20 protein-coding genes and 1 pseudogene are annotated in these 22,522 nt (G+C 72.5%); 13 read left to right on the top strand and 8 right to left on the bottom strand.

Going from position 1 to position 22,522, the window contains the following annotated elements; genetic code table 11:
• Positions 1-93 precede the first annotated feature (93 nt).
• Positions 94-4,557: a MobF family relaxase gene (mobF, locus tag PHK61_RS29205; RefSeq protein WP_274284549.1), complete on the top strand. Its 4,464-nt coding sequence runs from the start codon at positions 94-96 to the stop codon at positions 4,555-4,557.
• Positions 4,558-5,461: 904 nt separating this feature from the next.
• On the opposite strand, the gene PHK61_RS29200 is transcribed toward mobF, so the two are convergent.
• From PHK61_RS29200 to PHK61_RS29170, 7 genes and pseudogenes are all read right to left on the bottom strand, one after another.
• Entirely contained in the window at positions 5,462-5,668 is a 207-nt protein-coding gene (locus PHK61_RS29200; RefSeq protein WP_274284548.1) for a hypothetical protein, read from the bottom strand.
• Between the two features lie 413 nt (positions 5,669-6,081).
• Complete coding sequence (locus tag PHK61_RS29195) at positions 6,082-6,585, bottom strand: hypothetical protein (protein WP_274284547.1); 504 nt, start codon at positions 6,583-6,585, stop codon at positions 6,082-6,084.
• Positions 6,582-7,418 (bottom strand): glutaminase A, encoded by an 837-nt coding sequence (gene glsA / locus PHK61_RS29190; protein WP_274284546.1) that lies wholly within the window; start codon positions 7,416-7,418, stop codon positions 6,582-6,584. The genes PHK61_RS29195 and glsA overlap by 4 nt, the downstream gene beginning before the upstream one ends.
• A gap of 269 nt (positions 7,419-7,687) precedes the next feature.
• Positions 7,688-8,821: pseudogene (locus tag PHK61_RS29185) on the bottom strand (alpha/beta-hydrolase family protein).
• A 67-nt stretch (positions 8,822-8,888) separates the two neighbouring features.
• A complete protein-coding gene (locus PHK61_RS29180) occupies positions 8,889-9,335 on the bottom strand; it encodes a DUF7144 family membrane protein (RefSeq protein WP_274284545.1) in 447 nt (148 codons plus the stop codon).
• 94 nt (positions 9,336-9,429) lie between these two features.
• Positions 9,430-10,284, bottom strand: a complete 855-nt coding sequence (locus PHK61_RS29175) for a M48 family metallopeptidase (RefSeq protein WP_274284544.1) — start codon at positions 10,282-10,284, stop codon at positions 9,430-9,432.
• Between the two features lie 46 nt (positions 10,285-10,330).
• Positions 10,331-10,792 (bottom strand): DUF7144 family membrane protein, encoded by a 462-nt coding sequence (locus PHK61_RS29170; RefSeq protein WP_274284543.1) that lies wholly within the window; start codon positions 10,790-10,792, stop codon positions 10,331-10,333.
• A 276-nt stretch (positions 10,793-11,068) separates the two neighbouring features.
• Here PHK61_RS29170 and PHK61_RS29165 point away from each other — a divergent pair, with 276 nt between their 5' ends.
• The 4 genes from PHK61_RS29165 to PHK61_RS29150 are packed head-to-tail and all read left to right on the top strand — an operon-like array spanning position 11,069 to position 13,315.
• Positions 11,069-11,551: a DUF1269 domain-containing protein gene (locus tag PHK61_RS29165; protein ID WP_274284542.1), complete on the top strand. Its 483-nt coding sequence runs from the start codon at positions 11,069-11,071 to the stop codon at positions 11,549-11,551.
• A gap of 41 nt (positions 11,552-11,592) precedes the next feature.
• A complete protein-coding gene (locus PHK61_RS29160) occupies positions 11,593-11,859 on the top strand; it encodes a DUF1049 domain-containing protein (RefSeq protein ID WP_274284541.1) in 267 nt (88 codons plus the stop codon).
• Positions 11,860-11,885: 26 nt separating this feature from the next.
• Positions 11,886-12,092, top strand: a complete 207-nt coding sequence (locus PHK61_RS29155; RefSeq protein WP_274284540.1) for a hypothetical protein — start codon at positions 11,886-11,888, stop codon at positions 12,090-12,092.
• A gap of 50 nt (positions 12,093-12,142) precedes the next feature.
• Positions 12,143-13,315: an AI-2E family transporter gene (locus tag PHK61_RS29150; RefSeq protein WP_274284539.1), complete on the top strand. Its 1,173-nt coding sequence runs from the start codon at positions 12,143-12,145 to the stop codon at positions 13,313-13,315.
• Here the strand turns inward: PHK61_RS29150 and PHK61_RS29145 are convergent.
• A complete protein-coding gene (locus PHK61_RS29145) occupies positions 13,296-13,652 on the bottom strand; it encodes a hypothetical protein (protein WP_274284538.1) in 357 nt (118 codons plus the stop codon). The genes PHK61_RS29150 and PHK61_RS29145 overlap by 20 nt on opposite strands.
• Positions 13,653-13,845: 193 nt before the next feature.
• On the opposite strand from PHK61_RS29145, the gene PHK61_RS29140 reads away from it, so the two are divergent.
• The 8 genes from PHK61_RS29140 (at position 13,846) to PHK61_RS29105 (ending at position 22,128) form a co-directional block, all read left to right on the top strand.
• A complete protein-coding gene (locus PHK61_RS29140) occupies positions 13,846-14,238 on the top strand; it encodes a hypothetical protein (protein ID WP_274284537.1) in 393 nt (130 codons plus the stop codon).
• Positions 14,238-14,783 carry a potassium channel family protein gene (locus PHK61_RS29135; protein ID WP_274284536.1) on the top strand — a complete coding sequence of 182 codons (546 nt, stop codon included), beginning with the start codon at positions 14,238-14,240 and terminating at the stop codon, positions 14,781-14,783. The genes PHK61_RS29140 and PHK61_RS29135 overlap by 1 nt, the downstream gene beginning before the upstream one ends.
• 351 nt (positions 14,784-15,134) lie before the next feature.
• Complete coding sequence (locus tag PHK61_RS29130; RefSeq protein WP_274284535.1) at positions 15,135-17,744, top strand: winged helix-turn-helix domain-containing protein; 2,610 nt, start codon at positions 15,135-15,137, stop codon at positions 17,742-17,744.
• 240 nt (positions 17,745-17,984) lie between these two features.
• On the top strand, positions 17,985-20,600 hold the full coding sequence (locus tag PHK61_RS29125; RefSeq protein WP_274284534.1) for a LuxR C-terminal-related transcriptional regulator: 2,616 nt from the start codon (positions 17,985-17,987) through the stop codon (positions 20,598-20,600).
• A 94-nt stretch (positions 20,601-20,694) separates the two neighbouring features.
• A complete protein-coding gene (locus tag PHK61_RS29120; RefSeq protein WP_274284533.1) occupies positions 20,695-20,976 on the top strand; it encodes a DUF3040 domain-containing protein in 282 nt (93 codons plus the stop codon).
• 21 nt (positions 20,977-20,997) lie between these two features.
• Positions 20,998-21,240 (top strand): hypothetical protein, encoded by a 243-nt coding sequence (locus tag PHK61_RS29115; RefSeq protein ID WP_274284532.1) that lies wholly within the window; start codon positions 20,998-21,000, stop codon positions 21,238-21,240.
• Between the two features lie 424 nt (positions 21,241-21,664).
• Positions 21,665-21,901, top strand: coding sequence for a hypothetical protein (locus PHK61_RS29110; protein WP_274284531.1), 237 nt, complete (start codon positions 21,665-21,667; stop codon positions 21,899-21,901).
• A complete protein-coding gene (locus tag PHK61_RS29105) occupies positions 21,901-22,128 on the top strand; it encodes an STAS/SEC14 domain-containing protein (protein ID WP_274284530.1) in 228 nt (75 codons plus the stop codon). Before PHK61_RS29110 ends, PHK61_RS29105 begins: the two co-directional genes overlap by 1 nt.
• The last annotated feature ends 394 nt before the right edge of the window (positions 22,129-22,522 follow it).

Here is a 22,522-nt window from a genome sequence, read left to right as displayed (position 1 = left end):
GGCCTCCGGCCGGCCCCAAACACGCCGTCGGCGACCATCCCGACTTCTTGATCTTCAGCAGCGGCCAGAGGTGCCGCGGAGAAGGTCGTCCGAATGCTGAGCGTCGCGTCGGGCTACTCGCCGGACTACCTGCTCAAGGAAGTGGCCACTGGCCGCGAGAACTACTACACCGGTGCGGTCACCGACGGCGAACCGCCCGGCCGCTGGTGGGGGAGAGGCGCGGAGAAGCTCGGCCTCACGGGCCTGGTCGATCCCCAGGACATGCGCGCGGTGTACGAGCACTTCCTCGACCCGCGCCACGAGGCCTTTCGTGACCCGGACCGGTGGGACGAGGTCCCGACCCTGGGTCATCGCGGCCGTCGGTATGCCAGCGAGGACGAGTTGTACGCCGCGGCGCTTGAACGCGAGCCGGACGCGTCGGCTGAACGCCGCGCTGAACTCCAGGTCGAGGCGGGCAAGCAGGCCCGCCACAACGTCGCCTTCCTGGACGCCACGTTCAGCGTTCAGAAGAGCGTCACCGTGCTGCACACCGCGTTCGAAGCGCAGGAAGTCGCGGCACGGGCCGCGGGCGACGCCGAGGCCGCGGCGGCGTGGGGCGAGTACCGGCAGGCCGTCGAGGACGCCATCTGGGCCGGCAACAACGCCGCCCTGTCCTACCTCTCGGAGAAGGCCGGTTACGCCCGCGTCGGGCACCACGGGGGCGCGGCCGGGCGCTACGTCGACGCCCACGACTGGGTCGTCACGTCGTTCTTCCAGCACGACTCCCGCGACCACGACCCGCAACTGCACATCCACAACCCGATCCTCAACCGCGTCGAGGGCCCGGACGGGCAGTGGCGCACCCTCGATGGGCGCAGCATCTACCGCCTCCGCCCGGCCGCCGCCGCGGTCGGCGAGCGCACCACCGAAGAGCGGCTCACCGAGACCCTCGGGGTTCGGCTCGCGATGCGCCCCGACGGCAAGGCCCGTGAGGTCATCGGTGTCGACGAGACCGCCACCGACCTGCTCTCCTCACGCCGGCGCGCGGTCACCGCGAAGGCCGCCGAGCTCATCGCGGACTTCGAGGCCCGCCAGGACCGCGAGGCCCACGGACTCGAACGTGACCGGCTCTCGCGTCAGGCCACCATGGTCACCCGTCGCGCGAAGTCCCACGAGGGCGAGACCCGCGAGCAGCTGCTCGACCGCATCGACCGCCAGCTGCGCGACGAGGTCGCCGGCGGCCTGCGCGGCGTCGCCGACGACGTCCTCGCCGCACGCGGTACCGACGCGCAGCCCGCGGTCGACTCGTGGTCGCCGACCGCGGTGCTCGAGACCGCGCTGGCCGAGGTCCAGGCCAAGAAGGCCGGCTGGACCCGCGCCGACCTCACCCGCGCGATCAACGACGCTCTCCCCGACACTCTCGGCGTCGCCGACGGCGACGACGTCACCGCCCTGCTCGACCGACTCACCGACCAGGGCATCGCCCTCGCGACACCGCTCGACGCCGCCCTCCCCGGCGACGACGCGCTGCCCGACGAGCTGCGACTGGCCGACGGCTCGTCGGCCTACCAAGCGCCAGGGGCTCGGTTGTACGCCACCCCCGATCATGTGCACACAGAACGGGCCATGATCGCCGCCGCTCGGCGCGGTGAGGCCGCAGCAGCACCTCATTTCGCCGCGGACCAATTCCTCGCTCAGCTACGCGAAGCCGGAGTCGAACTCGGCGTCGACCAGGCCGCCGCCGTCCGCGGCGTCCTCACCTCCGGAGCGAAGGTCGAGACCCTGGTCGGGCCCGCCGGGACCGGCAAGAGCTTCGTCGTCGGCACCATCGCGAAGGCGTGGTCCGACCCCGAGCTGCGCGGTGCCGCCGCCGGTCGCGTGTTCGGTCTGGCGACCAGCCAGGTCGCCACCGACGTCCTCACCGACGAGGGGCTGACCGCGCGCAACATCGAGCGCTGGCTCAAGACACAAGAACGCCTCGCGCAGGCCGACCGTCCGCACCCCGCCGACGCCTCGTGGACCTTGGCGCCCGGTGATCTCGTGGTCGTCGACGAGTCGGCGATGTCCGACACCTCGGCGCTCACCGCCGTCCGAACCCACACCGAAGCCGGCGGCGCCAAGCTCCTGCTCGTCGGAGATCACCGCCAGCTCGCGGCTGTCGGCGCCGGCGGCGCGATGGACCTCGTCGCGCAGACCGGCACCCGCTACGAGCTCGCCGAAGCCCGCCGCTTCGCCAGCGAGTGGGAAGGCCCCGCGTCCCTCCGGCTTCGCGATGGCGACGAGACCGTGCTGCGCGACTACCACCGCCACGGGCGACTCATCGACGGCGGCCGCCTCGAGGACGCCGAGGCCTCCGCCTCGCGTGCCTGGCTGGCCGACACCCTCGCCGGCCGCCGCTCACTGCTGATCGTCGACACCAACGACCAGGCCGCCCGACTCAACGCCTCCCTCCGGGCCGACCTCGTCCGCCTCGGACGCGTCGCCGAACACGGCGCATTCCTCGGGCGCGACGGCACCTACGCCGGCGTCGGCGACCTCGTCGCCGCCCGCCGCAACGGCTGGGAGCTCACCGGCCACGCCGGCAACCACCGCGGACCCATCAACCGCGAGACCTACCGCGTCACCGCCGTCGGCGACGACGGCTCCCTCACCGTCCTCCGCACCGACGAGGAGGCCGCGCTCGAACCGTCGTCGGCGCGACCGATCGTGCTCCCTGCCGAGTACGTCGACGCGGACGTCTCCCTCGCCTACTCCGGCACCGTCCACTCCGCGCAGGGCGCCAACGTCGACACCAGCCACCAGGTCATCACCCCGGCCACCGGCCGCGCCGCCGCCTACGTCGGGCTTAGCCGCGGCCAGCAAGCCAACACTGCCCACGTCGCCACCATCACCGGCCCGACCGACCCCGCCCGCGGCCTCGCCGCCGACCACTCCGTCCACCGCGACCCCATCGCCGTGCTCGCAGCGGTCATGGCCAAGGACGACGGGCTCGAGGCGAAGTCCGCGCTGGCCATCGCCACCGAGTCCGCCGCCGACGCGGTCACCACTCGCACCGCAGGCGAGCTGTTCGCCGACGCCGCGACCCTGGCCGCGACCGAACGCACCGGTCGCTGGCTCGACAGCCTCGCCGCCGACGGAGTGATCACCGGCGAGGACCGATCCCGGCTCGCCGCCGAGGACGGCGCCGCCAGCCTCACCCGCGTCCTGCGGCGAGCCGAGATCTCTGGGAAGGACGCCGAGCAGGTTCTCCGCGACTCGGTCACCGACCGACCCCTCGAAGGCGCCCGCAACCTCACCAACGTCATCCACGCCCGCATCCGCGACGCCCACACCTTCGACCCGCAGGGCACGACCTGGTGCGAATGGAGCCCCGCCACTGGACGCGCCGACTGGAATCGATACCTGGAGACCCTCGCCGACGCCGCCGACCAGCGCACCGCCGAGCTGGCCGAGCAGCTCGCCGATGGACCTCCGCCTTGGTTGATCGATGCGCTTGGACCAGCCCCCGCCGAGCCGCAGGAACGAGAGGAGTGGCTCGCCGCGGCCGGCACCGTCGCCAACTGGCGCGAGCTGCAGGGCTACGACGATCCCGACGACGCCCTCGGTCCCGCGCCCGCACCAGGCAAGGTCGAGGCCTACGCCTCCTACCGCGCCGCGTGGCGGGCCCTCGGCCGACCTGAGATCGACCGCGAAGAGCTCGAGCTCTCCGACGGCCAACTCCGGGTCCGCGTGCGCGCGCACGAGCGCGAAGCCGCCTGGGCGCCCCGCTACGTCGCCAACGAGCTCGCTGGCACCCACCAGGCAGCCGACCGGGCCCGCCAGGACGCCGAGCTCCGCCGCGTCGAAGCGCGGGCCGTCGCCGACGAAGCCGAGCAGACCCGCCTGCGCGAGACGGCCGACGCGACTGAGGCGCTAGCCGGGACGTTGACAGCGCGCGCCAGCGAGCTCGCCGAGATCGATGAGGCGCGCTCGCACTGGCTCGCGCACACGGCCGGGACTCGCGCCGCGGCCGAACGCGCGAAGGCCGAGCTGGCCGCCCGCCACGCCGACGATGTCGCGCCCGAACCCGAGGTCACCGCGGAGGAGTGGCTTGCAGCGCACTGCCAGGCCGTCGCGGACGAGGAGACCCATCGCGAAGTGACCGGGGCCGACGTCACAGACCGACCCGCGGACATCGCGGTCATCGACACGGAGAGCGAGGGCAAAGCCGCGCGGCAGCAGCCCGACGCCAACGAGGTCCTTGACGACCAGCCGGCTACCGATGAAGAGCCGGGTGGCCACACCCCGCCCGGGCCTGACATCCGCGAAATCGCGAAGGCGGAGCCGCCTCAGGTGGCCGAGGACAACGTTCGAGTCCCAACTGCCGACGAGACATCAGCAGCCATCGAGCGCGCCAATCGAGCTCTCGCCGAGATGCGGTCTCGGAACGAGATGGACGGACGCGAGGAAGAGCAACACCGCGCCGACCAGCTCGCTGAGTGGCGAGCGCACGATGAGACCGACCATGGCGACGGGACGGGCACCGACGAGGGCGCCGACCAAGATGACGTCGGCGTGTTCGATCAGGATGGGGTGTGAGCCGAAACGTCGGGCTCGGCTGCCGGTGGCAGCTCGAGCGGGGGAGGACCCTCCGCACGCCATGCCCACTGAAGCGTCTCCCGCACCCCCTCGCACCAACCAGGACGAGCAGCGAGGTCAGGTCGCCGCATCTCAAGGTCCTGCGCTGCGAGGTACTCCTCCTCGATCAACTCCTCGTAGGCGAGGGACCGCCTCCTCGTCGCAGGCGAACTAACCAAACCACCACCACGGGAGGTCCGTACCGGCGCTGTCGCCAACCACCGACACGTAAGCGCGATCGCGCCGACATACCAGTCAGTGACGCCACGTTCCCCCTGCTCGGCCGCGCGGTCGTTCGCGAGTTGCCAGAGCTCAACGAAGGCGATCTTTGGCACACGCACGTTTCCCGGTGGGATGCACGCGACGTCCGATTCGACGAGCGTCATGAGCCCAAGGGTGGCAGTTGAAGCCGACTAGGGGGAGGAGACGAGGTCGCCGAGAGCGGTGTGATGCCCCGGAGCCGCGCCGAGGTCGCGCGACACGCAGGTCGCGCGCCTGTCACTCGGGACTTGGACGCTCGTCTAGCCGCCGGGCCGCGAGCAGCCCGATCCCCACGGCACGGGTGCCGTAGGGATTCGGCCTGCCAGCGGCCACGCGGGCGGCCAGCAACGCCGACCCTGACAGCACCGCCCCGGTGGAGGTCGTGCTCACCGAGAGCGTCCGTGATCCACCCAGCACGACGTCCACGACCGTGGGGACCATGCAGTGCAGAGGCCCGGGAGGCCTGCGATCGTGAGACCAGCGCTTTGCGGGACGACCACCGCCGCGGCAGTGAGACCGCCGATGACATCGGTCACCAGCCAACGGCTTCGGTAGTGCGCTGCCAGTCCGGAACCAGTCGCCGCGACGCGGGCTGCGACGTCATCTACTCCGGCACCGTCCGCAGGGCGGTCACCTGCAGGCCCAGCGCCTGTAGCCGCGCCAGGACCCCGTGCAGGTGCGCGTCGTCGATGATCTCCCCATACATCACCGTCTCGGGCGGCGCCTCGTGGACGACGAACTCCTCGAAGTCCTGGGAGACCTCCTCGGACAGCCGCCCCTTGATCCGCAGCTCGTAGCGTGTGTGGGGCATCAGGTCCATCCCATCTGCGGGCCCGGCTCGGGGCATCGCGTGTGCGAAGCGCCCCATCCGCCTTCCGGCGTCAGGTCGTCACCATCCCCCTGGCGCCCCAGCGGGACCTCATCCGTCGCGGATGAGTCGCCGCGGCGCGCTCCGCGGGTGTCGCAGTCGGGCCACCTGAACGACGCGAGTCGGCCAGCAGTGGAGACACCGCCCGTCTCCTTCGGTACTACTACGGGTCGGGCTCTCGTTCCATACAAGGCAGGAGTGGACACAGGGCGGCGCAACCGGGACTGCTCGTCGCCCGAGAACTCGCGGAACTGTAGAGCATCTTCGGGCGGCGGGGAGAACGGCTGATCACGCGGGCGATTGACGAGCCCCGGGGTGCCGGGGCGGGCACAAGCTCGTTCAGGGCGGTCGGGGTGTCAGTGGAGCTTGGCCTTGAGGATGATGATCCCGACGCCGACCACGACCGAGCCGACGACCGACGCGACGCGAATCGGGAGGGATCGGTGTGAGCCCCGCGCCTCGACCACGCTGCAGAGGAGCAAGGTCAGGGCGCCCAGCCAGAGGGCGATGTCGATGGCGGTCGCGACCGTCAGCCCGGCCAGGTCGGCGCCCAGCAGGAAGAGGCCGGCGACGATCCCGGGGGCGGCCGCCGTGGCGGACGCGCCGAGCTCGTGGAGGACCTCGCCGCGCGGCAACGCCTGCTCCGAGGACAGGGCCATCGAGAGCAGACCCGCGTAGGCCTCGCCGAAGAAGATGACGAGCCCGGTGCCGATCACCGTCAGCACCGCGGTGGCCAGGGTCGTCTCGTGGTCGCCCAGGTAGGCCAGGACGGACATGGCGAAGATCGACCCCGTCAGCGCCGTCCGGACGTAAGCGCGGACGACGAGGCCGAGGTCGCCGTGGACGCGGGCCCGGGTCACGAGAAGGCCCTCTGGTCGGGGCCGGCGAAGACGTGCAGCCCGTAGTGGTCGGACAGGTCACGGCAGATGTTGACCCCGCGGACGGAATTGCCGTGGGCGTCGAGCCCGGGGGAGTAGACCGCGATGCCGATCCGTTCGGGGATGGCGGCGACGATGCCGCCGCTGACGCCGCTCTTCGCGGGGATGCCGACGTCGTGGAACCACTGGCCCGCGCCGTCGTACATGCCGCAGGTGAGCATCACGCTGATGACGTCCCGGACGTACGGGGCCGGCATCGCCCGGGAGCCGGTGACCGGGTTGACGCCGCCGTTGGCGAGCGTCGCGCCCATGAGCGCGAGCTGGTCAGTGGAGACGGTGATCGAGCAGGCTGACAGGTAGACCACCAGGGTGTCTTCGACATCCCCGTCGAGCATGCCCGCGGCCCGCATGAGATAGGCCAGACCGAGGTTGTGGTCGGTGTGCCGCAGTTGGTCCTCGAGCACCGTGGCGTCGACGTCGACCGTGGGGTCGCCCGCGAACACGCGGGCGCGTTCGACGAGGCGCGCGACGCGCTCCTCGCGGTCACCCCCGTTGACGAGGGCGGAGGCCACGAGAGCACCCGAGTTGATCATCGGGTTGTGGGGACGGTGGTGCGCCTCGTCGAAGGTGACCGCGTTGTAGGGGTCGCCCGAGGGCTCCACACCTACCCGGGCCTGGGTGCCGGCGCGCCCGTTGTCCTCGAGGGCGAGCGCGTAGGTGAAGACCTTGGAGATCGATTGCAGCGGGAACCGCTCCTCGCTCTCCCCGAACGAGACGCGCACCCCCGAGACGTGCACCCCGGTCAGGCCGAACACCTCCGGACGACCGGGCGTCGGGCGGGTAGTAGGAGACGACATCGACGGGCGCCGAGCGGTGCCGCTCGTGCAGCTCCCGGATGTGGGCGGCCACGGCCTCGGCGCGGCGCGCCGGGGCCGGTGGTCGGCCGAGCTCATCTGGGACGGCTGACGCTGTCACGGCCACTCCTCCCTGCCCGCGCCGCGGGGCGACGTTTTGCCGACGCCGGGACCCTGCCCCGGCCGGACGGCGGGCGGCGTCACCCACGGCAGGTGAGGTCGTCACCCGATCACCGCGCGCAGCGCGGCGAGCTGGTCGGGGCCGTAGCCGGTCGGCGGCAGCACGGCGGTCCAGCCGTCCACGTACGCGAGACGTAGTTGTGCCCGTGCCCGCCGGGGACGTCCATGGCGAAGGGGAGGTCCGCGGTGACCTGCCAGAAGGTGACGAAGGGGAGCCAGACGACACCCTCGAGGACGTCGCGGCCCGGTGGTTCGGCGATCCAGTCGGGCTCGTGGAGGATCAGCCGCGGGCTCCACCAGACGATCGGGTCCGATGGGTTGACCATGTACAGCACGCGCGGGCCGGGCTACGGCCGGTCGGCCGGCGGGGCAGCGACGCTCGGGTCGGCGGCGACGCGCACGATCCGGCCCTGCCGGTAGACCGGCGCCACCTCGGGACCGCCCGGCTCCCGGCCGTCGGTGAACTCGCGGTAGAGCGGGTTGAAGTTGGGTGGTCCGGCGAAGAGCACCCCGTCGGAGCGGTTGGCCAGGTTGTACTCCCCGCTGGAGACGGCCTCGGCGCCGAACGACCCGAGGCTCTCGCCGGCGAAGTACAGGCGCGGTCGGGCGTTCGGTGGCAAGGTGGACCAGACCCCGTACACCGCGTCGACGATCGCCCGGCCCGCCTGGCGGGCCGCGGAACGGTCGACGAGGAAGGACAGCCAGGACGGCAGGTAGGAGTACTGAAGGGCGACCGTCGCCGAGTCCTCGTTCTGCGAGAACGCGTTGTTGGCCGCGGCGACGACCCGTCGAGCAGCAGGCCGCTGACCACCGCGTAGGTCAGCGCCGCGGCCGCGAGCCACCTGAGGGTGGCGGCCGCCCGCGGGCCGATCCGACGGGCGAGCAGCGCGGCGATCCGGCGTCCACCGGAAGCCCCCGGCGATCGCGAGGAGCACCCCGAAGGTGAGCGCCGCGACGACCGGCATCGCCGCGAGGGTCGCGACGTCGACCGGGCCGGCCTCGACGAGGCGGCGGATCTCGGCCTGCGAGTACTGGCTGAGCGCCACGGACGCGACGACGCACACCACGGCGGCCACCGTCAACACACGCCGTGCGGCTCGGCTCGCGGGCGTCGCGGTCGGCGAACCCGCGCCAGATCGCGGCCGCGAGCACCCCCAGCCCGTAGCGGCGTGAAGGAGAGGCACCCGACCAGCAGCGCTCCCCAGCAGCCCGGCAGGGTCAGGCGGCGTGGCCGGTGCCGGACGTCGGCGCTCATCTCGCGCCCACGTAGTCCTCACTCCAGGTGAGCGCGAGCGCGCGGAGCACGAGGACGTCGAGGGCGACCACGACGATTGCCCAGATCGGCTGCGCGGGCAGCCAGGCCAGCTGGACCACGATGCCGAGTCCGACCACCAGCATGCCGACGATGCGTGCCCAGCCGGGCGGGTCCGTCCGGAGCAGCAGCAGTCCGATGCCCAGCACGACGACGCCGAGGACGAGGTGGATCCAACCCCACCCGACGAGGTCGATCGCGAGGACCGTCCCGCCGGTCGACCGGTAGGTCGTGGGCGCGGCGAGCGCCAGCACGCCCTCGATCGCGGAGAACGCCCCGACGACGGTCATCATCACCCCGCCGAAACGTACCCAGGCGTCGTCGCGCCGCCGGTCCCGCCGGGCGTCCCGGCGCTCGACCGCTCCGATGTCCCGGTGCTCGACCATTTCTCGCCCTCCGTCTCCCGTGCCGCTCAGCTCACCGGGGAGCCGGGCGCCGGCGCGTCGTCCTCCGTGGGTGAGCTCCTGCTCGCCGCCGTTGTCATCCCGCCGAGGCGTGTGGCCCGTCCACGACGGTCAGCGGGGGGCGCAGGAGGCCCAGGCCGACCAGGCGTTCCAGCCGCCGGACGGTGAACGGGTGGGAGCGGGGCAGCTGGGCCAGGCCGACCCAGAAGCCGCGCAGGTGGCGGCCCTGCTCGAGGAGCCGGTCGACGTCGACGACGGCCTCGGTGTGGCGACCGGAGGTGAGCAGGACCAGTCCGGTGGCGCCGGTGGGTGCCACCGCGGCGCCGTGGCGGTCGCAGGAGTACTCGCGCAGCCGGGAGAGGGTCGGCCCGAGGATCGGGATGCGGGACGAGTAGGCCACCGCGAGCTGGTACCAGAGCGACACATGGTGGAGCCGGATGTGCCCCAGTTCGTGGCCGAGCACGAACCGCAGGCCCTCCCGGTTGTGGGCGTAGAGGTTGGCGAAGAGCTCGCTGTTGAGGACCACGTAGTCGTGGCCGGCGGCCTGGGCGGCGAACGCGTTGAGGGTGCCGTTGCCATTGGCGACGAAGATGTCCGGCCGGCGGGACAGCCCCAGGGCGGCGGCGAAGTCCTCGGCGGTGCGGTAGAGCTCCGGGAACTGCTGGTCCGAGAGGAGCACCGCGGTGCCCCGCACCGTGGCCCGCTGCACCTCGCGCACCACGACCAGGGCCGGGACGAACAGCAGCAGCGCCACGAGGGCGGCGCGGATCGCGTTGGCCCCGGGCGAGGACTGCAGCGACTCGGGCAGGAACGGCACGACGATCGCGGCGCGCACGATCGCTACGACGATCGCGAGGTTGAGGACCACCATGAGGACGAAGAACGGGACCTCGGCGGGGTGACGCGATGGCCGCACCCGGGGTGCGGCCATCGCGGAGTGACTCGACATCATCGGCTCCGGAGCGGGCGTCGGGGCCTCAGGCAGACCAGGCCTGACGGTCGCCGACGGCGACGAGCGCAGCGATGATCACGACGTCCAGCACGATCATCAGGATCGACCAGATCGGGTAGGCGGGCAGCCACGCGAGCTGGACGAGCGTGTTGAGCGCGACGAGCACGATGGCGACGCCGCGGGCCCAGCCGGGAATCTCGTCGCGCAGCAGGCTGAGGCCCACGACGAGGACGAGGGCGCCGAGGATGATGTGCAGCCAGCCCCACCCGACGAAGGTGAGGGTCAGCGCCACCGCGTCCGTGGTCACGTAGGTCGTGGGCAGGAAGAGGGCGAGGAAGCCCTCGATCACGGCGAACGCCCCGACGATGGTCATGAGGATGCCGCCGAACTGCACCCAACCGGTCCACGCACCCGATGGACGGGGGGCAGCCCCGCGGGAGTACGGGGTGGACCCGCCGGACGTGGTGGAGGCCTGGTCGTTGGTCATCGTCGTCTCCTCGAACGGACACGGAACGGGGTGATCCGTCCACGCTGCCGTCGGCGGTCAGGTCGGGTCCTCACCCACAGCGGATGAGGCCGTGCCCCCTGGAGCGCCGCGGACATGGAATTCGGCCGCAGGCACCGGCGTCGGCGGAGGGACCACGCCCTGGTGAGCCGCGCCGACGTCCTCGGACGCACGGGTCACCCGCTGTGGGGGAGGACCGCACGTCCACCGAGACCACATGCTCCCCAGGACCGCTCCAGTCGAAGGGATGTGCGCCCGATGGCGACTCTGACCGTGTGGAAGTTCCCGACCGTCGACGGTGCCGACGCCGCGGTGAGCACGCTCCAGTCCCTGGAGAAGCAGCAGCTGATCAGCCTGCACGACGCGGCGACGGTGTCGTGGGAGCCGGGCGCGAAGAAGCCCAAGACGAATCAGCTGCACAACACGGTCGGCGCGGGCGCCATGGGCGGCATGTTCTGGGGCATGCTCTTCGGACTGATCTTCTTGGTCCCGTTGCTGGGTGCCGCACTGGGGGCCGCGATGGGCGCCGCGAGCGGGTCGCTCGCCGACGTCGGGATCGACGACGACTTCATCAAGCGGATCCGCAACGAGGTCACGCCCGGCACCTCGGCGCTGTTCGCCATGACCTCCGGCGCCGTTCTGGACAAGGTCCACGACGCGTTCGCCGGCCATCAGGCCGAGCTCATCCAGACCAACCTGTCCGACGAGCAGGAGAAGGCCCTGCGCGAGGTCTTCGCCTGACCGATCGCCGCGCCGCGCGCCGGGAGCAGGGAGGACCGACGATGACCACCCAGGGCTCGACACCGTCCGGAGGCCGCGCCCCGGCCTCCGGACCCACCTCCGGACAGCGCGGGGGCGTCCTGGCATCCCGGTGGCTCGTCCCGGTGGTGCTCCTGGCGCTCGCCGTGGTGTTCGTGCTGGAGAACCGCCAGCTGACCGAGATCCGGCTGCTGATCCCGGTCGTGTTCATGCCGTTGTGGGCGGCACTGACCATCACCCTGGTCATCGGGCTCGTCGTCGGGCTGCCCGTCGGACGCCGGCGGCGATGACCATGCGCAGGACGACGAGGAACGTTATGCCGCCAACCCGCTACGAGCTCCGCATCAAGGGACGGCTGTCCCCGGACGTCCGTGAGGACTTCGAGGAGTTCGACCTGAGCGAGGCCCCGGTCGAGACGATCATGCTCGGGGACGTCGTCGACGAGGCCCACCTCCACGGGGTCCTCGCGCGCCTCCAGGCGTTCGGCCTCCAGGTCGTCTCCCTGCGCAGCCTGCCGGAATGAGGAGGAGGGGGACCATGGCCGGTGATGACGTCGAGCCCTCGGCCGACGGGGTGGACGGCGCGACGGTGGCCGATCCGTCCGCCACGGGCAGTCCGGGCGGAGCGCTTGCCGGGGTGCCGCGTGGTGTGGTGATCCTCCTCGGGGCGGCTGCGGCGGTGGTCGTCGTAGTGGGGATGTACGCGGGGTCGTGGTTGCTCGGGCCGCTGCTGCTGGCGCTGGTCATCGTGATCGCGGTGAGCCCGTTGCAGACCTGGCTGCGCCGTGTGGGCTGGCCGGCCTGGGCGGCCACGCTCTCGCTGGTCGTCGTCATCTACGGCACCTTGCTCGTCCTGACGGCGTTCCTCGTCGCGTCGGTCAGCCAGCTCTCCGCGCTGCTGGCGCAGAACGAGGCGAAGGCCCAGCAGCTGGTGGCGTCGCTGACCGCCGCGCTGGCCAAACTGGGCGTCGACCCCACCCAGGCCCGGAACACGGCCGGCTCGGCGGACCTGAGCAAGCTCGCGGCCTCGCTCGGCAGCCTGCTCTCGGGGCTGGGGTCGCTGCTGAGCAGCCTGGTGTTCATCCTCGCGCTGCTGCTCTTCCTGACTGCGGAGTCCAGCGGAACCGCGCGCCGGATGGCCATGATCGCGGACGAGCGGCCCCACATGATCGCCGCCCTCGACGGGTTCGTGCGGGGCACCCGCAACTACCTGGTCGTCACCGCCGTCTTCGGTGGCATCGTCGCGGTGCTCGACGGCATCGCACTGTGGATCATGGGCATCCCGCTGGTGCTGCTGTGGGCGGTGCTCGCCTTCATCACCAACTTCATCCCCAACATCGGCTTCATCATCGGGCTGGTGCCGCCGGCGCTGCTCGCGCTGCTCACCGGCGGCTGGCAGCTGGCCCTGGCCGTGGTGGTCGTCTACTGCGTGCTGAACATGGTGATCCAGTCGCTGATCCAGCCCCGCTTCATCGGCGACTCTGTCGGGCTCTCGGCGACGGTGACATTCCTGGCCCTGCTGTTCTGGGCCTGGGTGCTCGGCCCGCTCGGGGCGCTGCTGGCCATCCCGGTGACGCTGCTGGTCAAGGCCGTCCTCGTCGACTCGGATCCCCGGGCCCGGTGGGTGGAGGCACTGCTCGGCGCCGATCCTCCCAAGCCCAAGACCGAAAAGCCCAAGCGCGCCCGCCACATCGGCAACGGCCATCGGCCGACCGCGGAGGACAGCGTCACGCCGCCGCGGACGTGACCCGATGACCGAGGCGGCCGAGGGGGAGCAGCCGGAGCCCGCTCGGGTGCGACCCACCCGGGTCGGCGCGCGCTACGAGGAGACCCGCCGGCGGCTCGAGGGCACGACCGCGGTCCACGTGGCCCGCCGCGCCGTTGAGGTCGACGTCCTGCACCAGGCGCTCGTCTTCGCGGCGCTGGGGTTCCTCCTCGTCGTGCCGATCCTCATCAGCCTCGCGGCGCTGGTGCCCCTCGGCGACGACGGCGGTGTGGCGGCCGGTTTCGCCGCCCGGGTCGGCCTGACGCCGGAGGCCACGCACGACCTGCAGCAGCTCTTCTCGTCCGAGGCCACCGCGCACAGCGGCGCCACCTGGGGTGGGGTGGTCCTGTCCGTGCTCTGCGCGTTCTCCTGGCCGCTGACCCTGCAGAAGGGCTACGAGCTCGTCTGGGGGCTGCCCCGTGCCGGGCTGCGGCAGCTGTGGCGGCCGGTGGTCTGGGCGGGCAGCGTCGTCGCGATCATCGTCGTCGTCGCGCTCCTGGGTGGTGACCTCGGTGGCGGGACGCGTCGCCGTGGTGGTGCTGGGGGTTCCCGTCCTCTTCGTGTGGGCCTGGTGGACCCAGCACTTCCTGCTCAGCGGCCGGATCGCCTGGCGGCCCCTGCTGCCCGGAGCCGTGACGATCGCCCTCGGCCTCGTCGCGCTCGGGGTGGGGGCCGGGCTCCTGCTGTCCACCTCGATCACCACCCAGCACGACGAGTACGGGCCGATCGGGGTTGTCTTCATGATGCTCTCCTGGCTAATCGCCCTCAGCATCGTGCTGCTCGGCGGGGCGCTCCTCGGGGCCGCGCTCGCCCAGCGGCCTCGCCCGGCGTCGACGACGGCCGAGGGCGACGCCGACACCGGCGCCGAGTCCGGCGACCACGACGACGCCCCGCGGGAGCCCTGATGGCGTCGTTCCTCCACCCATACCCGAGCGTGCGGCCCTCGCGCGGCCGCCTGGTCCTGGTCGCGCTGAGGGCGGTTGCAACGTCGGCGGTCCTCGTGCTCGCCTACTTCCTGCTGCCCTTGAGCTCGCGGCCGGACACGGTGACGCTCGTCCTGTTGGCGGTCGGGCTCGTGGCGCTCGGCGTGCTCATCGTCTGGCAGGTGCGGGTGATCGACCGGGCCCGGCACCCCGGCGTGCGGGCGCTGCAGACGTTGACGATCGTGATCACCGCGTTCCTGCTGCTCTTCGCCACCGGCTACTACCTAGCCTCACAGGCGCAACCCGGATCGTTCTCGGAGCTGCTGGACCGCGTCGACGCGCTCTACTTCACGATCACGGTCTTCGCCACCGTGGGGTTCGGGGACATCAGCCCCGTCTCGGCGGGTACGCGGATCGTCGTCGCCGTGCAGATGCTGGCCGACCTGGTGATCCTCGGCTTCGTGCTGCAGGCCGTCGTCGGGGCCGCGCGCCGTGGCATGGCCCGTGTGCACTCAACGGAGGAGTGAGCACCGCCGCGCCCGGTCCTAGCAACATCCTCCGGTCGGCCCAACGGCTGGTACACACCGTGTTCGCTTCGCACCCCGGGTGGTTCCCCGACGCGCTCACTTCCGCTAGAACGACATCGAGGGTGTCCAGCACGGGCAGCCGGCGCGGGGTGATCGCATGAGGCACTCGAGAGGCGTTGTGCCCCCGCGACCCCGATACGTGGTTGATAGTTCGACCATCCGGTGCGGCCTCGACATGGGCACGACCTCGTCATGAGCACAGGGCGTTCCCGGTCCGGCGACGGGTCAGTCGTCGCGGGGCCGTGGTCGGGCCACGGCGAACGTCGCACGTCCGATGGGGCGACCGAGCCGATGTTCGCCGCGCCGGTCGCGACCCACGTGGTGGAGCGACCGCGGCTCCACGCCGCCTTGCAGACCCTGAGCGCTCGCCCGGCCACACTCGTCTGCGGTCCGGCCGGCTGGGGCAAGACCCTGCTCGTGGGCTCGTGGCTCGCCGGCCTCACGGCCGACCACGCGACCGCCTGGGTCAACCTGCGAGGACACGACGACGAGCCCCGCGGGTTCTGGTCGATCCTCGCGCAGGCGGTCGCACCCCACGTCGACGCAGAGAGCGCTCGCGGACTGCAAGCCCTCGGCGGACAGACCCTCACCGAAGGAGAGCTGGCGGGAGCGTTCGCCCAGGCCCTGTGGCGCGCGGACCGCCGTGTCGTGCTGGTCCTCGACGATCTCCACGAGGTGACGTCCACCGAGGTGCACGAGGGCCTGTGCCGCCTCATCTCGCGCCCCCCTCCGCCCCTGACGGTCGTGGCGACCACCCGCCACGACCCGCCGTGGCCGCTGGCGCGCTTGCGCCTTGCCGGCCTCCTGGGCGAGCTCGCACCACGCGACCTCGCGTTCGACGACGCCGAGGCCGCCGAACTCTTCACGCAGCTCGGCGTCGACACCACCACCGACCAGGTCAGGGAGATGGTCGTGCGGACCGGGGGGTGGCCGGCGGGCCTGCGCCTGGCCGCTCTCGATCTCGGGACCACCAGCGACGTGCAGGCCGCGGTCGACGCGTTCTCCGGCGTCGCCCACGCGGTGTCCGAATACCTCGCCTCCGAGGTGCTCGACGTCCTCCCGGCGGAGTTCGTGCGCTTCCTGGAGACGATCAGTGTCAGCGACATCGTCTGCGCGGAGCTGGCCGACGCCCTCACCGGCCGGGACGACGGAGCGCGGACGCTCGCCGAGCTCGCGGCGTCGCACCTCTTCGTCGAGGCTCTCGACCACCGGGGCTCGTGCTGGTTCCGGATCCATCCCCTCATGCTCGACCTGCTGCGGGCCCGGCCGGTCGCCGAGCGCGTGCGGCGTGACCGCTACCGGCGGGCCGCCGAGTGGCTCCGACACAACGACTCGCAACTCGAGGCGCTGCGCGCGGCCGTCCGTGGGCAGCTGTGGGCACTCGCGGCCGACGTGGTCGCGGGCCAGCTGATCACGATCGTGCTGCGCGGCTCCCCGCGCGCGGTCGAACGGGTGCTCGCCGACGTGCCGTACCCCGTGCTGCTCGAGCGTCCCGAGCTGGCCGTCGCCCTCGCCGGTGCGGTCGCCGCCCAGGGACGCCGCACCGGCGTCCGCGTTCTGCTCGACGGGGCCCGCGTGCGCAGCACCGAGCTCGGCCCGATGCGGCGCGCCCGGTTGCACATCCTGCTCGACGTCGTCGAGGGCGCGCACGCCCGCGCCCGGGGCGACCTTGACGGATGTGCCCGCGCGTACCGGAGCGTTCCGGTGGAGGTCCCGGTGCTGGCCCGGTGCGGCATCGCGGACGCCCGCATGGTCCCCGTCGTGGCGATCAACAACCTGGGGACCTCCGAATTCTGGCTCGGCGACACGGCGGCCGCCGCGGCCCACCTCCACGAGGCCGCCGAGGCACAGCTGGGCCGACCGTCCCTGCCGCAGATCAACGCGATGGCGCACCTCGCCCTGCTGGCGTGCGCCCGCGGAGAGCTCGACCTCGCCGAGACCCGCGCCCGCGACGCCGTCGAGGCCGCACGTGCCGAGGGCTGGCCACGGGCGGTCCAGGTCGCACCCGCCTACCTGACCCTGGCCACGGTCGCGCTCGACCGCGATGACCTCGAGCGGGTCGACGCATGGCTCGTGCCCCTGGCCGAGGAGGAGACGGTGCGCGAGCCCCACGTGCGCCTCGCCCGGTCACTGCTCCTCGCCGACCGCCGCGAGAGGGTCGGCGATCTCGCGGGCGCGCTCGCCGAGCTCCGTGCCGCCACCGCCGACGGCACCCCGTGGGTGCCTCCGCCGCCGCTGGCCGAACGGCGCGCCCTGACCGAGGCCACGCTGCTCGCCCTCGACGGACACACGGGCGCCGCGGGGGCGGTCGTCGACGAACACGGGCCGGCGGCCACCGAGGACGGTCGCGTCGCGCTCGCCGCGCTGCGGCTCCGCCTCGAGCGGTGCGAGCCGACCGAGATCACCACCTCGATCGGTCCCCTCGCGACCGCTGGAGCCCCGCGGACGTCGGTCGGTGCGGCGATCGTCGTGGCTCTTGCCGAGGACCTGGCGGGCCACGGCCACCGGGCGTCGAGCGTGCTCGACCGGGCGTTGCTCACGGCCGCGGCCACCGGTCTGCAGCGACCGTTCCTGACCGGACCCGGCCTCACCCCCTTGCTCCACGCGGCGGCCATGCGAGGCGGCGTGGCGGGCCGATTCGCCGAGGACCTCGTCGCTCGCCTCGCGCCGGGGCCGCTGCACGACCTCGCCCGGCGGCGCGCCCAGGTCCGGCCGCTCACCGAGCGCGAGCTGACGGCGCTGCACTACCTCGCCGGACCCCTGAGCAACGCCGAGATCGCCACCGAGCTCTACGTCTCGGTGAACACCGTGAAGACGCACCAGCGGTCCGTCTACCGCAAGCTCGGAGCCACCGGCCGGCGGGACGCCTTCCGCATCGCCCGCTCCCTCGGCCTGCTGTAGCGATGAGCCGTGCGAGGCCCCGGACGTCGACGTCCCGGATCTCATCCCGCCAGGAGGAGGACTCCGGATCACTGCGCGCTCACGATGATCCGAGGACGGCGCCGACCGGGACAGCTGACGAGGGAGCAGCGGACGACACCGACGGTGATGAGGCTGCGGAGAGCGAGGGCCCACCGCCGGGCCCGTTGATGGACCGCGGCCTCCCGCGCGCAGACGCACGGGCTCGGGAGGGGGGATCGCATGAGGCACTCGAAGGGCGTGGTGCCTCCGCGTCCTCGCCACTTCGTCGATCGTGCGCCGATCCGGGCGGTCCTCGACGAGCACGGCGCTTCGCCCGACGAGGGCCGCATCGTGCTGGTCAGCGCCCCGACCGGGTACGGGAAGACGGTCGCGGTCGCCGACTGGGTCACCGCCACGCCCGACCGGCCGACGACGTGGGTCACCCTGGACAGCGCGGACCGCGACGAGGTCGCCTGGTGGCGCACGATCCTCGGCGCCCTGGCCGAGAACCCGTCGGTCCCGCAGGACAGCGCCTTGCACGGTCTCGGGTACACCGTCCCGGTCGAGGAGCCGTGGGACCGGGATGCCTTCGCCGCGACCGTGCTCGAGGCACTGGACGAGCTCCCGGTGCCGGTCCGGCTGGTCCTCGACGACGTGCACGAGATCGTCGGCCACCACGCCCAGAAGGCACTTCGCGCTCTCGCGCGGCACCCCGTCCGCGGTCTGACCCTCGTCCTGTGCAGCCGGTTCGACCCGCCGGTCGGCCTCGATCGTCTGCGGCTGGACGGCCGGCTCGGTGAGCTGCGGGTGGACGAGCTCGCGTTCTCCGTCGAGGACACGACCCGGCTGTTCACGTTGGCCTCGTTGCCCCTCACCCAGGACGAGGCCGTGACGCTGGTCGACCGCACGGAGGGCTGGGCGGCAGCCCTACGCCTGGTCGCCCGGTCGCTGCGGGATGCGCCGGACCGGTCGGCGGTGCTCGCCGACTTCGCCGGCGACGACCGCTCGGTGGCGGAGTACCTGGTGGACGAGGTGCTCTCCGCCCTGAGCGTCCAGGAGCGGCGGGTGGTCGAGGTCGCGTGTGTATGTTCGCCGGTCTCGGTCGATCTCGCGCGCGCCCTCACCGACGACCACGCCGCGGCCGACGTCCTCGAGCACCTGGAGGCGACCACGGCCATGGTCCGGGCCACCGACCGGCGCGGCCACTCCTACCAGGCGCACGAGCTGCTGCGGTCGCACGTGCAGGCCCGGCTGCGTCGCTCTGACGCCGATCGCCTCACGGACCTGTACCGGCGCGCGTCGGCGTGGTTCGAGGCCCACGACGACCTCCCGCAAGCCGTCCGCTTCGCGGCGCTGGGCGGCGACATCCCCGCGACCGAGGGACTGCTCCGCACCCGTGCCGCCGAGCTCCTCGGGGTCGGGGCGTTCTCCTCGCTGCAGCACTCCGACGAGCTCCTGTGGGCCCGGGGCGCCGACGCCCGCGCGCGGATCGTCCTCTGCCTCGCGGCGCTCGAGACGGGCAAGGTCGACCACGCCGCCGCGCTGCTCGAGAACGCGCCGCCGGCCGCCGACGACGAGGACCAGGGAACCGCCCTGTTGCGCGACATCGCGGTCACCCGCCTCGCGCTGGCCCGCGGGCAGCACCGCGACGCGGCGACGGTCGCTCGACGTCTGGCGCCGCAGGCGGTCGAGGAGCCTCCGCTGAGGACCCTCGCCCTCGCGACCCGGGGGTACGCCGCGGCCACCGCGGACCCGGAACGGGCCCGTGAGGACGCGCAGCAGGCCCTGGCCGCGGCGCGGCACCGCGAGTGGCCGTACCTCGTCGCCCAGGCCCGGACCACGCTCGCCTCCTCCCTGATCCTCGACGGCCAGGTGGCCACCGCGGTGGAGCACGCCCGCGCGGTCCTCGACCTCGCCGCCACCCACGGGTGGAAGGACACCCCCTGGCCGGCGGAGGCCTTCGTCGTGCTCGCGCTGGCCGATCTACTCGGTGGCCGCCCGGACCAGGCCCTCGCCGACGTCACGCAGGCCGAGGCCGTCGCCGCGATGCACCACTCGCACCACCGGCACACCCTGGCCGTCGTGCAGGGGGCCACGCAGTTCGACGGCGGTCAGCGGACCGCCGGATGGCAGCTCCTGCGTGTCGCGCGCACTCAAGTCCTCACCGAGGGCCTCGACGAGCGGCACGTCGCGATCGCGGCCCTGCTCGAGCAGCAGGCGGCGCTCGCGCTCGGGCGCGGACGAGAGGCGGCCGAGCTCGCGCACGCCGTCGACAACCGGCTCGACGGCACGGGCGACGGCGACGTGATCCGGACACGGCACCGCTGGTCGACGACGCGGGACCCCTCCTGCCGGCGTCAGCTCCTGCCCGCACTCGGCGGCGGCCGCCCCTTCCTCACCGCGATGGCCGCGACCGAGGCGCGTGTGCTCGACGCCGAGATCGCTCTCGCCGCCGGGCAGCAGCCCGTCGCCCGTCTGCGCATGCGAGAGGCGCTGCGGGACGCCGAGGAGCACGGAACGGTGCGCCCGCTGCTGTGCGCGCCACCGGAGCTGCACGCGTACCTCGAGAGAGGGCGGGGGAGTTTCGGTGACCGGGAACCGGTCGTGGCCCGCGTCCTGGCGCTCGTACGGGACGGTGCCGCGCTGCCGGCGCACACCCTCACGGAGCGGGAACGGGAGGTCCTCGAGCTCCTGCCGACGCTTCAGTCGATCGAGGAGATCGCCGCGGAACTGACGGTCTCGGCGAACACCGTCAAGACCCACACCCGGTCCATCTATCACAAGCTCGGCGCCACGAACCGGCGTGACGCCGTCGCCCGCGCCCGTCGCGCCGGCCTGCTCTCCACCCCCGTCTGATCCGAACGGGGATCACCCGCGGGAGGGGATGCCACCGGGAGAGGAGTCGATCAGGCTCGGGCCGGACCATCGCGGACTCCGGAGGCGTGCCGCCATGCTGGATGATCGGGAGCAGCGCCTCCTGCACGAGATCGAGCAGGGCCTCCTCGACGACCCGCACCTTCGCCGATTGGCCTCGCGTGGCCCGCGGCTGGGCCGGGGTCTCGCGGTGTGGGCGCTCGTGGTGTGCGTCGGGTTCCTCGTGGCGGCGGCGGCGGTGCTGGTGGTGCTGGGGCTCCTGGGCCAGTCGCTGGTCGTCCTCGTCCTCGCGGTCTGGCCCGCGCTCGCCCTCCGGCGCCGCACCGGGTGGTCACGACGACCGCGTCGCGCGGCCTGAGCGACCCCGGGCGGCAGCGGCATGTCTCTTCTCGGATGGAAAGAGCTGCTCGCCGCCATCGACCTCGACACGGTACGGCGGCAGAGCACAGACAACATCCCGGGCGCCGACGCGCACTCGTTCCGGGACGCCGACGGCGGTGGACCGCGCGAGGTGCAGGTGCCACCCCCGACGACACCCGACGTCGAGCGGGAACGCGCACAGGTCCGGCCGACGGGACGCGGCGGGCACCGCGAGGACCGCGGGATCGAGGGGCATCCGTGACCGACCTGATCTGGGTGCCGCTCCTCCTGCCGCCGACCGTCATCCTGGTGATGTCGGGGCTGATCCGCCTGGAGCAGCTCGTGACCGGAGTCACTGCCTCGTCGCCGAGTGCGGCTCGCGACAGGGCGACCTCGCGCTCGGCGCTCGACGACGTGCCGGCACTATCGGCGCGGGATCGACTGGAGATCGAGCGTGATCGCGGACGGACACGAACTCATGAGTTTCCCCCGGAGCGGGTGAGGTCCGGAGGCAGGTCGCACGCGGCGTCGGTCCGAGCCGGACCGGAGATCACCCGGCGGTCATCCGTGGTGGGTGAGGACCGGCCGCGGCCACGGGCCTCACGGTGTCTGACGACGAGGGCCGAGCGCGCTTGGGAGCGATGATGACGTCTGATGCCGAACCACCCGCGACCTCCCCCGGCCCCGTGGACCAGGCCGAGGACCACAGCTGGGAGTGGCACGTCGAGATTCCTTACATCGGACCCGTGGGCTGGCCTCTTACCGGCAGCCTGAGCTACCTGATCACCGTCGGTGCGCTCGCCGCCTTCGAGGTGATCCCGTTGCCGATCGCGGGGCTGTTGGGACTCGGTCACGTCATGGCCCGCAACCGCGACAACCGCGTTGTCAGCGAGATCGGTGCCGGCCTGAAGGTGGCCGGCTGATGCTTCGGCAGATCGGGATCATGCCGGCCGGCGCGCTGGGGTTCGAGGCGGTCGGCACATTCGACGACGACGACTTCGAGGACGTCGTGGAGCCCGTCCTTCGCCGCGAGATCGCCGCCGGCAGGGCGATCCGGATGCTCTACCTGCTCGGTCCCGAACTGCGCGAGTACGAGGGCGACGCGCTGGCCGAGGAGCTGAAGTTCGCGGCGCGTCACGCCACGTCCTAGGAGCGTGTCGCAGTGGTCAGCGATCAGGACTGGCTGCGGCCGGCGCTGCGGGTGCTCTCCGCGCTCGTTCCGGGACAGCTCGGGCGTTCCCGCTCGACCAGCTCGACCAGGCGAAGGTGTGGGTGGCGCCGTGACGAGCGGGTCGGGGAACAGGCCGCGCCGTGCCCGGCAACACAGGCCTGAGCCCTCACCCCCGACTGGGTGAGGTGATCAGGAATGGAGTCGACCTGCCGTCCGCCGAGCAATCGTGAAGCGACCGTCCCCCGTCGGCGCGAGCCTGTCACGATTCCCGTGTAAGCAACGGGACGATGATGGTTTTCACCTATCAGGGTTTTCAGGGGCTCTTCCGGATTTAGAGTGCAAGAGATCCACAGTGCAGCAGCGACCGGATGCG

The organism is Actinomycetospora lutea (assembly GCF_028737205.1).
GTDB lineage: Bacteria > Actinomycetota > Actinomycetes > Mycobacteriales > Pseudonocardiaceae > Actinomycetospora > Actinomycetospora lutea.
Note: the sequence above shows the minus strand (reverse complement) of the source record. Positions and strands in the feature narration are given on the sequence as shown.